This window comes from Emticicia sp. BO119 (assembly GCF_013912375.1).
In the GTDB taxonomy this organism is placed as follows: domain Bacteria; phylum Bacteroidota; class Bacteroidia; order Cytophagales; family Spirosomataceae; genus Emticicia.
On the sequence record NZ_JACETV010000011.1, the window covers coordinates 54,045 to 66,399 of the forward strand.

At 40.2% G+C, this 12,355-nt stretch carries 8 protein-coding genes; 2 read left to right on the forward strand and 6 right to left on the reverse strand.

Translation table 11 applies throughout. The features are described 5' to 3' along the window. Positions 1-148: 148 nt before the first annotated feature. From H1R81_RS24995 to H1R81_RS25020, 6 genes are all read right to left on the reverse strand, one after another. A complete protein-coding gene (locus H1R81_RS24995; RefSeq protein ID WP_181843488.1) occupies positions 149-1,492 on the reverse strand; it encodes a TolC family protein in 1,344 nt (447 codons plus the stop codon). Then, on the reverse strand, positions 1,492-2,583 hold the full coding sequence (locus H1R81_RS25000) for an efflux RND transporter periplasmic adaptor subunit (protein WP_181843489.1): 1,092 nt from the start codon (positions 2,581-2,583) through the stop codon (positions 1,492-1,494). The genes H1R81_RS24995 and H1R81_RS25000 overlap by 1 nt, the downstream gene beginning before the upstream one ends. Positions 2,584-2,631: 48 nt before the next feature. Continuing rightward, positions 2,632-5,847: an efflux RND transporter permease subunit gene (locus tag H1R81_RS25005; RefSeq protein WP_181843490.1), complete on the reverse strand. Its 3,216-nt coding sequence runs from the start codon at positions 5,845-5,847 to the stop codon at positions 2,632-2,634. 29 nt (positions 5,848-5,876) lie between these two features. Then, positions 5,877-6,713, reverse strand: coding sequence for an aldo/keto reductase (locus H1R81_RS25010; RefSeq protein ID WP_181843491.1), 837 nt, complete (start codon positions 6,711-6,713; stop codon positions 5,877-5,879). A gap of 361 nt (positions 6,714-7,074) precedes the next feature. Beyond that, positions 7,075-8,058, reverse strand: coding sequence for an MBL fold metallo-hydrolase (locus H1R81_RS25015; RefSeq protein WP_220275309.1), 984 nt, complete (start codon positions 8,056-8,058; stop codon positions 7,075-7,077). Positions 8,059-8,115: 57 nt separating this feature from the next. Further along, entirely contained in the window at positions 8,116-9,033 is a 918-nt protein-coding gene (locus H1R81_RS25020) for an AraC family transcriptional regulator (RefSeq protein WP_181843492.1), read from the reverse strand. A gap of 215 nt (positions 9,034-9,248) precedes the next feature. On the opposite strand from H1R81_RS25020, the gene H1R81_RS25025 reads away from it, so the two are divergent. Both H1R81_RS25025 and H1R81_RS25030 read left to right on the forward strand, forming a co-directional pair. Next, positions 9,249-9,584 carry a PadR family transcriptional regulator gene (locus H1R81_RS25025; protein ID WP_130021655.1) on the forward strand — a complete coding sequence of 112 codons (336 nt, stop codon included), beginning with the start codon at positions 9,249-9,251 and terminating at the stop codon, positions 9,582-9,584. 77 nt (positions 9,585-9,661) lie between these two features. Further along, positions 9,662-12,169: a PspC domain-containing protein gene (locus H1R81_RS25030; protein ID WP_181843493.1), complete on the forward strand. Its 2,508-nt coding sequence runs from the start codon at positions 9,662-9,664 to the stop codon at positions 12,167-12,169. Positions 12,170-12,355: the final 186 nt, after the last annotated feature.

Below are 12,355 nucleotides of genomic sequence, written 5' to 3' on the forward strand. Positions count from 1 at the left end.
GTAAAAATTGGTGAGAATGAAAAATAGTTAGTATATGAGAAGATTTAAAAAAGTATTAGTGGAACATCCATAATATTGCTGCTTTTATTTTATAAGAGAAGAGAGAAAGTTAAAGAAGGGAAACAAGAGTTTACCCTTCTAAAATCTCTTATTCCTGTCCGTCGCCGACGTAGAATTGTATTAATTTCTGTTGATAACGTATCTGAATACCTGCTCTGGCCACATTGACTTTGGCAGACGCTAAGGCATTCTGTGCCACAAACAGGTCTATCAAAGGAGCTAAACCATTCTGGAAGCGGCCTTCCTGTAATTCAAAGGCTGCCTGTGCAGCAGATAGCTGTGCTTGTGCGGTGGTAAATTGTTGCTGGGCAGTTTCGTAGTCGGTTAAGGCCTGGTTTATTTCGGCGCGTATCTGGTCTTGTCTGTCTATTATATCCATTTCACGGTTGGCTTCTTCTATGCGGTTTTTAGCCAATGCCGTTTTGGTCTGGTTACGGTCAAATATATTCCAGACTAAATTCAAACCAGCATACACGTTAATCTGATTTCCTAATTGCCGGATAATGTTTCGTTGCTCAATGGTTTTTAATACATCGTTTCCATTAATGTTCTGCTGAAATAAGTGTCGTCCGGCTGTTGTGAATCCTCCTGAGGCTACTAATTGGGGTTTTAAATTAGCCTGGATAATTGGTGCTCTTAAGGATGTAACTTCTCTTTGTTGTTTTAGTGCCAGCAGGTCATAGCGTTTGGTGTAGGCCGAACCGACTAAATCGGGTGCTGTGAAATTGGGTAGGGCTTCTTCCGGCAAGTCCTGAAAATCGTACTCACCGGCAGGGAGATTAAGCCGACGAATTAGAAAAATCTTGTGGTTTTGCAGGAGATTTTTAGCGGTTATTACCTGCTGCTCATCCATGCGTGTCTGAGCCTGTTGTTGATAAAGTTCATTGGGTAATCTTAAACCTGCTTTCACCAAATCGGTTAAAATAGTATCTCTATCCTGGGAAAGATGCCAGTTCTGAGTAGCAATTTCTATCAGTCTTTTATCTAAGGATAATTGTAAGAATGCCAGGCTTAAATCGTTGATTACCTGTTGACGGGTGAATTTCAGTTGAGAAGTAACTACTTCTTCTGTTTTCTGAGCAACCAGTACCTGCGTTTTTCTGGCTCCTCCATCGGCTAATACATAATTACTATTAGCCTGAAAGTTAAGACCAGTAAAGGTACTTGCAACTAAAGAGGGCGTTGCCACAGTAAGGAGGTTGCTCCCTGACTGAAAGGTGAAACCTCCGTTGAAAGTAGCATTAGGGAGAAACATATTTTTGCTGCCGTAAATATCCCACTTAGCTGATTCAATATTGTTTTGCGCTTTGCGGATCCCCACGTTCTGCTGAATAGCCATCTGAAGGGTTTCCTGAAAACTTAATACTCTGGTTTGTGCCGAAACGTTTAGTCCATAGCACAGTATGTTTAAAAGTAACGCAACCTTTTTCATTATTTATTTATCGGTTTATTTGCCACTTTTACAAGTGAACTATCAATCAATGAATTGCCTACATTAAGGGCGACCACATCTCCTTCATTCAAGCCTGAATAGACCCTGTAATGTAGGCCGTCGCCCGCACCAATCTTAATAGGTCGGTAATAAATATGATTATCTTTGATAACAGGTGCAAAATATTTATCTCCCTTTACTACCAGTGCCTGTGCCGGAATACTGATAAACTCCTGCGCTGGTAAATGAATCAGTACTTTCAGAAAACTACCTGCCAGTATCTGGTTACTGGCGTTATTGTATTCAATTTCAGCCAGCATCATTCGGGTGCGGGCGTCTAATTCGCCAGTCATGCGTGTTATTTTGGCATGAAGTGTATCTGCTGAACCCGGTACAAGCATATCAACAGGTGTACCCGGGCGCACGGTTCCGGCATCTGCCTGCTCGACAAAAATGGTAATTCTTAAACGATTTACCTGTGAAATGGTAGCTACAGGCAAGGCACTGCTTTGTGAGGAAGTGGCTGCCTGCAAAAGAGCCCCTACATCGGCATAACGAGCTGATACGTTTCCGGCAAACGGAGCTTTGATGGTGGTATAAGACAGTTTTTCTTTCTGAGCGTCTACTCTCGCTTTTGCCATTTCTACATCAGCACGGGCTTTATCTGCTTCCTGATCGGTTACATATTTTTTAGCCAATAAAGACTCAACTCTTTGTAAATAGCTTTGTTTTTGTTTTAAGTCGGCTTCTAAAGCTAATTTTTCCTGCTCCAGATCAGGCGACTCAATGATAGCAATGGTTTGTCCTGCCTTTACATCCTGTCCTTTGTCTACAAATAGTTTTTGCAGGTAACCACTTATTTTGGCATAGAGGGTTACTGACTGGTAAGGGCGGGCTTCGGCAGAAAGCATGAGAGTTCTGCCTGATTTCTGCTGGCTGATAGTGGTAGTGCTTACTGTTGGTGCATCATTCTTTGGTGCAATGGGGGGTTCGGCAGAATCGGCCCGGCTTATCACAAAAATCCCGGCTCCTACGATTACCAGGACTATGGCTAATAATCCGATTCGGCGAAGATTTTGTTGATTTTTCATAATATTTATTTGTTTTGAATGTCTGTTATACTACTTTGGTTATAATGTTTATACTACTACATCGGTAGTTGCTTCCTGGTCTTCTAATAAGCTTACTTTTGCTTTTGTTTTACCTTTATACAAACCTGCATATACAGCAGGAACGACAAAGAGGGTAAAGAGTGTAGCAATAATAAGCCCACCAATTACAGCCCGTGCCAAGGGGGCATTTTGTTCGGACCCTTCTCCTAAACCAATTGCCATCGGAATCATACCTAATACCATTGCGAGGGCTGTCATCAGGATAGGACGAAGGCGGGTTTTCCCGGCTTCAATAACTGCCTTTAGTACTGGGTATCCTTCCAGCCGCAGATCATTGGCATAGCTTACGAGAAGCGTGGCATTTGAAGCGGCAATACCCACTGCCATGATAGATCCCATGAGTGATACCACATTGATGGTAGTGCCAGTAGCGTATAGAAACAGAATGATGCCTGTTAATGCTCCAGGTATAGCTACCAGAACAATCAAGGGGTCTTTTAATGACTGGAATAATACTACCATAAGGACATATACCAACAAAATAGCCAAGACCAGCCCCTGAGCCATATTCGTAAAGGATTCATTCATTACTTTCCCTTGTCCGCGTACTGTAATGCCAAAGCCTTTGGGTAGTTGCCCCAAACCTTTTACGATACGTTCAATATCTGCTGAAACCGAACCTAAATCGCGGCCCTCTACATTAGCCGAAACATTTAATACTCTCTGAATATTCTCATGATTAATCTGACTTGGCATTACGCTTGGTTTTATATCAGATACATTGCGCACTGTCTGGGCAATTTGCCTTGGTACATCAAGCGGTTGTGGGGTTGAGTTACTACTCAGATTACTTGCTGCCGCACCGGTAGTGAGCGGGAGATTCATTAAATCACTTACTGACTGTATCTTGGTCATGGGAGATTTTACTACTACTACATAATTCACGTTATTGGCAGGATTAAGAAAGTAAGAGGGGGCAAACAAACCACTTGAAGATAAGTTTACCAATAAGTTACTGGCAACATCTCTCTGGCTTAAACCAACTTGTGCGGCTCTGATACGGTCAACTTCAACTTTTAATGTCGGGTAATCCAAAACCTGTTTGATAGTAACATCTTTTAACCCTGACACCCTCTTAAGGGAATCTCTCAGCACTTTGGCTAAATCATAACCTTTGTTATAATCATTTACCTCTACCTGCAAATCTATAGGCGAGCTTAGGCCGAAGTTCAGTACCTGACCCACCATGTCGGCTGTCTGGAAATAGGATTGAGTACTGGGGAAATCGTTATCTAATATCTCTCTTATTTTATTCCGATAAATTTCGGTAGGTTTATGGCCTTTCTTCAATGAAATCATAATCTCGGCATCCATGCCATTTACATTATCTGATTGCACGTAGGCTAAGTTGAAGAAAATAGGCACGCCTATATTGGCACTGATAGTACCTAATTCTTCGGGTGGTACAATTTTCTTTACGGCCTCTTCAATGCGCTCTACATATTTTTCGGTTTCTTCAATACGAGTACCAAAAGGTGCTCTGAAATGCAGTTTCATAAAGCCTGTATCAGTAGTAGGAAAGAAGTCAGTACCAACCTTTGGCGTAACTAAAAGTACTGTTAAAGCTACCAAGATCAAAGAACCAATCAATACCCAACCCTTTTGCTTTAAGGTTTTGCGTAAACGTCTTCCGTATGCTTCCTGCATCCGTTCAAACTGGCGGTCTCGCCAACGGTCAAATTTAGTAGTGTGGGTCTCATGAGAACCTGCCGAGAGCATTAAACGAGATAGTAGTGGAACTAATGTTCTTGACAGCACATAAGAGGTAAGCATAGCTACTACTACTGATAATGCCATCGGAATAAATAAGTACCCTGCCGGACCAGTAATGAATAGTACCGGAATAAAAACGATACAGATAGAGAGGGTAGCAACCAAGGCAGGCGTAGCAATATCGGCCGCCCCGTCTAATATAGCTCTTACTAAAGACTTCCCCATACTCAGGTGTCGATGAATACTTTCTATCGCTACTGTTGCATCATCGACCAACATACCCACTGCTAAGGATAGCCCACCAAGGGTCATGATATTCAATGAATTTCCTGTCAGGTCTAAGACAATAATAGCTGTCAGAATAGCTAATGGAATGGAGGTTACTACAATAAATACGTTTCTCCAGTTGCCCAGAAAACCAAAAATCATCAGACCTACCAGAAAAATAGCCAGACCCATTTCATGCAATACGTTGTCAATAGCCGCCCGGACAAATATACTCTGGTCGAAATCGGTTGTTATCTCTAATCCTTCAGGAGCTACTTCCTTGATTTTTGGAATCATATTTTTAGAAGCCTCCACAATTGTAAGGGTTGAAGCACTTGATTTACGCAGGATTGACAAGTAGCTGGCATGTTTGCCATTGATACGTACGATATTGGTCGGGTCGGCAAATGAATCTGATATTTTGCCTATATCTTCTATCCTGATAGTTTGTCCATTGATTACTTTTACGGGTATATCATAGAACTGATCAAGAGAACTCGGGCTTGCATTAAGGGAAATGTTATATTCGGTCTGACCCATCCGGGCTGTACCAGCCGGAAGAATAACGTTTGAGCTTTGCAGGGCAGAGATGACATCGGCCGCTGAAAGCCCTTTAGCTGTTAACTGAGCAGGGTCAATATCGATATTAATCTGGCGTTGCTTACCACCATAGGCTCCGGGTGTTTGCAGACCAGGAATAGTAAATAATCGAAGCCTTAAAAAATTATTGGTATAGTCAGCCACGGCATCTTCACCCATAGTATTACTTGAGATAATCATGTGCAATACTGGCAAATTTGAGGCATTATAGGGAAGTAATACGGGAGGCTGCATACCAGGTGGCATCTGACGAAGTGCCGTTGAGGATACTGCTGAAATCTGGGCTAAGGCTTGTCCGAGGTCAGTACCTGGTTGAAAATAGACGCGTAGCAGACCTATCCCCGGAATCGAGCTTGATTCTATACGTGCTACTCCTTGTACCTGTGAGGAGATACCTCGTTCGTTATTAATGACAACCCGACGTTCCATATCTTGTGCTGAAAGACCCGGATACGCCCATACAATATTTACAACAGGTATATCAATTTTAGGGAAAATATCCGTTTGCATAGAACGGATTGCCATAACCCCTCCTAACATCATCAGAAAAGCCATGACTGCAATGGTATAGGGGCGATTGAGTGCTAATCGAACAATCCACATAAGGGTGATTTAGGTTTTAGTATAAAAAATTAAATAGCTGCTTGCCCCATCACAGAGGGAACCATCTTCCAAACGGCCAGATTTTCCTGTAAATGTTTTTCGGAAGATGTACCCGGAATCGGAATAATATTGGATGATTTTTCGAGCAACCATAGTAATGACATTTGTGGTAAAGTGATTCCCATTTCGGTTGCTTTCTGCTGATACTTCGGGGCTTTGTCGGCATCAATCATAGCAGTAGGGCAGTACGCTATAAAAGCAATATTTTCACTGGCACAAGTCTGGGCGAATTTCAGATGTGTTTGCTTGGCAATGCTGAGTGAGTTCTGAACCGAAGCAATTTTTGTAATTCCCTGTGCCAATCTAAGCTGGTCTAATGTAACATTAGATAAGCCAATCTCACGGATTTTGCCCTGCTTTTTTAAAGAAGCAAGCATCCAGACAGATTCCTCGATAGGGACTTCAGGGTCAACGTGATCTAACTGATACAAATCAATAGTTTCGAGGTTGAGTCGTCGCAGACTGGCTTCAACGGTAGTTTTCAGATAGCCAGGCTTGCCACTGGCAAAAATCTTTCCGGGAGCATATTTAACAGAACCTCCTTTTGTACCTACAATTACTTCTTTTTTAAATGGCTCTATGGCTTCTGCTAAAATCAGCTCTGAACAGCCCGGGCCGTAGGCATCGGCAGTATCAAAAAAATTGACACCTAACTCGAAGGCTTTCCTTATTACCTTAATGACGGCTTGTCGGTCGGCAGGTTCTCCCCATGAGCCTGCGCCTGTGGTAGCACGCATAGTGCCCAGGCCAATCCGGTTGACGGCTAAGGTTTCTCCAATAATAAATTGCTTGTTGAGAACTTCCATGAAGATTTTATTGGTAAAATAGGCTACAAAGTTCGATTCGGCAAGACAAAGAATCACGGTAAGTTTTGCAGGAAGAATGGTAAAAATCGAAGATGCATGGATTGAAATGGGGTGAATTATAGGATTATGGTAAGATTGTTTAGAAGAAGGGGTTTTTGGGGATCTTTTAATAGCCAGGAAGTAAGTGTGAGTTTTAACAGAGACGTCTCTGCCAAAAAATTATAATTTTTTGGCTAAAACCAATAGGGGTTTCTTTTAAGGTTGAAACAATTGCTCCTTTTATCTGTAGGAACGATGAATTATCTCACCTAAACTGGTCTCACAAAAAATTACAACAAGTAAAAAATTTTAGAAGACAAATCTAAAACAGCATGATACTCTTATAAGCCTGCAAGATTTTAAAATCAATCTTATCAGCACTCGTTTTTTGAATAATGAAATCAAAATCTTTGGGGGTTTTGGCTACAAAACGGGGAAGCATATCAAGATGTTGATTGATTGGTTTTGTAAAATCATCCCAATGCAGTGGTACTAATAGTTTGGGTTTAAGTTTTCCTATTGTCTGTTCATAATATTTGTTTTGCCAGGCAGGTTCTTTTGTGCCGATAGTGCCTATTCCTAAGAAACAAACATCGGCCCTTGTGGTATCTAATGCACCTTCAATATAATTAGGGCTTGGTTTGATATAAACCTGATGCCCATTATGTTTTATGAGAAAATCAAAGGAACCACCCTCGGGATAATCTGTCATTTTAGCAGGCTGCGGTTTTGGTTCTTTAATTATTAAACCCGAATCTTTTAATGAATTGGGTTCTGAATGTTTAGAGGGAATAATCTGCACGATAAACTTTCCCAACGAAATTTCTTCATAAGGCCTGGTTAAATGTAATTGCTCTTCTTTCACCCCCCCACCACGGCCAATATTCATGGTAGAGACAGAGCCAAACAAAGTAGCATTCATTTTTTTAGTGGTATAGGCTACATCAAAGGCATGGTCATAGTGTGAATGGGTCGGGAAAATACCTTTTACCCTATCCATTCTAAATTGACTTATCAGGTCATCAATCAAGGTGCTGTCAGTATATATTTCTGAGGTCAGCAATTTAAGGAATGGGGGTCTTGTAAAAAAACCATCTATTAGTAACTGTGTTTCACCATCGTCGAACAATAGGGTAGATACACCAAAAAATGTAACTTTTATTTTCCCTTTGGTGGGTAAAGAAGTATCATCGGTATAGTATTCTGTATATTGGTCTATGTCGCCTGATGGTGAAATCATATAGTATATACCAATCGTGACCACGGCAATTAAAACTAACAATACTATTAATAATTTCTTTTTCATCGGCTGCAAATAAGTTAAACAAATGTAACAAACCAGCATAAAGATTCAAAAAACATCTTATATAGCTTGTGTTCGGTATTCTCTTGGAAGTATTCCGGTAGATTTCTTAAAGAATTTGGTAAAGTTGGTGGGTTCGTCAAAGCGCAGGCGATAGGCAATTTCAGTAACGGAAAGTTCGGTTGTATGCAGTAAAGACTTTGCTTCAAAAATCAGCCTTTCATGAATCAATTGCTTGGCTGACTTGCCTAATTCTTTCCTGAGTGTATTACTTAGATGGTTGGGGTGTACGTTCAGTTGTTCGGCAAATTCATTTACGGTAAATACCTTGCCAGTTCTTCCTTTTGATAATAATAGGAAATGCTGTTCCAAGAGGCGTTCAAAGGCTCTGCTTAGTCTTACATTTCTGGCGTGTTCGGGAGTGATGCGCGTATGTGTATGATAGGTTTCCTGGGCTTTAATAAAAAAGATATGTAGTAAGTGCCGCATGATTTCCCAACGGGATGGGGATGAACAATTTACTTCTTTGAGCATTAGCTCGAATAGATCTTTAAAAGGTTGTTGTTGTTCGGCAGATAAATCGAATACTGCTCTGCCTTCTAACTGGAACATGGGTAGCTCACGTATAGTTAGGAGTCCTTCGGGTGTAGAGGCAAAGAAACTTTCGTTAAAAAAACAGATATAACCGGTGAGGTCTTCTAAGCGATGATATTGATGTAAATGCCAGGGACTAAGGAAATAAAGTGTTCCCTCCTGCATCAGAAAATCGGAGATACCTACTTTGAAAGCTAATTTGCCGCTTGTAACAAGGGCAAAAATATAAGAATCACTCCGGTAAACAGGGCTAATGGCAGGTCTTGTCCGCATCGACTCTTCAAATCTATATAGTTGAAAATCGGGCGAATGAGGGTCTGGTAAACCCAAAGCCTGCATCAGTTTTGTGATGCCAATAAAAACTTCGAAATCAGGCGTTTTCACAAAAAATGGTTAAAGAGTCAAAAGTACAAACAGAAATACTATCAACGATTAAAAGTACTTAAATTCGTCCTTAAAAATTACGATTTACTCATGGTTTTTTACCGTTCGTACTAATTGTTATATTTTTTTTGCCAAGTATCTTGCATTGCATAGTACCTTTTATTAACTTTGTATCATTAATTTCAGCAGGAAATGCTTTAAACGAGATAGATCATATGGATTTAGAAAACGCCCAAGTGCAGATGCGGAAAGGGATACTGGAGTACTGCATCTTACACATAATTTCGAGGGGCGAAATTTATGCCTCCGAAATTTTAGACGAACTTATCAATGCCCGAATCATGGTGGTTGAAGGTACGCTCTATCCACTTCTGACCCGCCTGAAGAACTCGGGTCTTTTAGATTATAAATGGGTAGAATCTACCTCTGGCCCACCAAGAAAGTATTATGTATTAACCGACACAGGACAATTGTTTTTGGATAATCTTAATAGTACATGGAATGAGCTTTCGGAGTCGGTAACAACGATTATCAGCAAGAAGACTAAATAGACCTAAAACACTGAAGACATACCATTCATTTATTTAGCCACTACGGCAATTGCGTGTGGTATTTATAGTTTAAGACAATGAAAAAGACAATACAAATTAATATAGCAGGCGTAGTTTTCAATATAGAGGAAGATGCCTACGACAAATTAAACAATTATCTGCGTTCGATTCAGCAATACTTCTCGTCATATGAGGGGAATCAGGAAATTGTTTCAGACATTGAAGCCAGAATTGCCGAGAAATTCTGGACGAAAGATAAATCAGAAGGTGCCACACAGGTAATTACGCTTGAAAGTGTAAATGACCTTATTAAATCAATGGGCAGTGTAGCCGATTTTGAGGCGATACAGGAAGAGGAAGATTTAAAGACAAGTGCTCATGTGAAAGCAGAAAGTAAAAGTTTTGCAGATACAGGAACATCAGCTGATGCCAATACAGCGTCTGGTAACCAACAAACAACGCCAACAGGGCCAAAACGTCTGTATCGTGATATGAAACGTAAGGCTTTGGGCGGAGTTTTAGCAGGGTTGGCACATTATTTCAATATGGATGTTGTTTGGATAAGAATTATCTTTTTGCTTATTTTCTTAGGGGTACCACCGTTAATTGAAGATTTAGCACCATTCTCTGGTTTTGTGTTTCTGGGATACTTTGTGTGCTGGTTAGTTTTTCCACCCAGCACAACCCTTACTGAAGACGAAAAAATTAAGAAGTTTTACCGAGATAATGATAACAAAGTCTTAGGTGGTGTTGCCAGTGGTCTGGCGGCTTACTTCGGAGTAGATGTTACTGTAATCCGTTTATTATTTGTATTGAGTGTATTGCTTTTTGGAACAGGGGTTTTAGCCTATATTATCCTCTGGATTGTAGCACCTAAAGCACAGACGCTCACACAGAAAATGGAAATGAAAGGCGAGCCTGTGACACTTTCTAATATTGAAACAAATATTAAGGAAGGCCTGAAAGTAGACAAAAGTGCACCTGAAAATGCTATAACGAAAGTATTGTTATTCCCTTTCCGTTTAGTTGCGGTCGTTATCAAGGGAATTGGTGAAATTCTGAAAAACCTTGGACCCGTTGCGAGAGTGCTGGCTGGTATTTTACTAATGCTTTTTGCTTTAGCAATGTTGGTAGTAGTAGTAGCTTCTATTGCGGCTTTCTTTGGGGTAGTGACAGGGTTTGAAGGGTCAGACTTCTTCGAACGTAGTCCTTTCAGAATGTTTGCAGGTGATATTAACCCTACAATAGGTTTGTTTGCTTTCTTAGCCGCTTTTACGCCATTTTTGGCCCTGTTGTTTGTAGGTTTGATATTGATGACCAACCGTCGTATAGGCACCCGTAATTTCTGGGTTTCTTTATTAGGATTATGGTTAGTAGGATTGATGGGTACAGGTATTTTAGCAACAAAATATGCTTTGAATTTCCAGAAAAAAGGTAAGGTTGAAGAAACTAAGAATTTCTCATTACCGACCAGTACATTATTGTTGGATTCTAATAATAATCGTGATGATTTTGACGAGTTTGAAGCAAGAGAGCAGGTAAGTGTTGAGTTAGAGGGGTATGATGGAAGCGATTTGAAACTTGAACAAAGATTTGAAGCTCAGGGGCGTACAAGAGCAGATGCAGAAAAAAATGCCAAGAATGTATTATATGATATAAAGCAAAAAGATTCTGTACTGATTTTTGATCAAAAAATAAGATTAGCAGAGGGTGCACGTTTTCGTGGCCAGGATTTGTATATGACCTTATATATTCCGTACGGCAAACCATTTAAGTTAACAAGAAGATTTTATTATGAAATATTTAATCGTTGGCGTAATGATAATTATGATGTAAATGACGATGCTGATAAATATACTTTTGTAATGAAACGTGATTCGGGGATGGTTTGTAGAGATTGCCCTAAATTGAGCAGTGAAGAAAGAGAGGCTCTTAGAGATAGAAGTAATCATTATGATGAAGGCGGCAACTCGTTTGATATGGAAGTTTTTGAAGGCAAAGGACAGTTTGAGAAAAAATTTGATGTAAGAAATTTCAGCAAAATAGATGTAGGTGGTGCCTTTATTGTGACTGTTCGTCAGGGAGACTCATTCAATGTTACAGCTGATTCTGACGATCAGGATAATATTGATGATTTGGATGTAGATGTAAAAGGCGAAACGCTTGAAATTGAATATAGAGATAAGTTTTCATTCAGCCGTCGTAATTCAAGAACCAGAATCATCATTACAATGCCGAAATTGGCAGGGCTTGATTTATCAGGGGCTTCGACTGCCAAAGTAATTGGCTTTAAAGACAGAAATCAGGACATTGATATTAATCTGACAGGCGCAGTGAAAGCGGCTATCGATGTAGACGCCCGTAACATAGAATTAGATGCTACCGGAGCTGCTAATGCTGATTTCCGTGGCTCGGCTGATAAAATGGATATTGAGGCAACAGGGGCATGCCATATTAATGCCCGAAAGATGGATATCAATCAGGTAAATGCAGATGCCACCGGAGCGAGCAATATAGATTTAGGGAGAGTACAGAATCTGAATTCATCGCATACGAGCGGGGCAAGTAAGATTACGAGAGAGTAAAGTATTTTTGAGAATTCTATTAAAAAAACTCCTTTTTATTTGCTTAAATAGGAGTTTTTTTTATTTTTGTAAATCATTGATAATCAAAAGATTGATGAGCATATTATATATTTTTTAGAGGAATATATAATATTTTATAAAAAAAACGTTTGACTGATAATACATTTTCGGGTCAAAATACTTGAC

Coding starts and splice junctions, on each gene's coding strand:
- H1R81_RS24995 (WP_181843488.1), bottom strand. CDS start 1,492: ATGAAAAAGGTTGCGTTACTTTTAAACATACTGTGCTATGGACTAAAC.
- H1R81_RS25000 (WP_181843489.1), bottom strand. CDS start 2,583: ATGAAAAATCAACAAAATCTTCGCCGAATCGGATTATTAGCCATAGTC.
- H1R81_RS25005 (WP_181843490.1), bottom strand. CDS start 5,847: ATGTGGATTGTTCGATTAGCACTCAATCGCCCCTATACCATTGCAGTC.
- H1R81_RS25010 (WP_181843491.1), bottom strand. CDS start 6,713: ATGGAAGTTCTCAACAAGCAATTTATTATTGGAGAAACCTTAGCCGTC.
- H1R81_RS25015 (WP_220275309.1), bottom strand. CDS start 8,058: ATGAAAAAGAAATTATTAATAGTATTGTTAGTTTTAATTGCCGTGGTC.
- H1R81_RS25025 (WP_130021655.1), top strand. CDS start 9,249: ATGGATTTAGAAAACGCCCAAGTGCAGATGCGGAAAGGGATACTGGAG.
- H1R81_RS25030 (WP_181843493.1), top strand. CDS start 9,662: ATGAAAAAGACAATACAAATTAATATAGCAGGCGTAGTTTTCAATATA.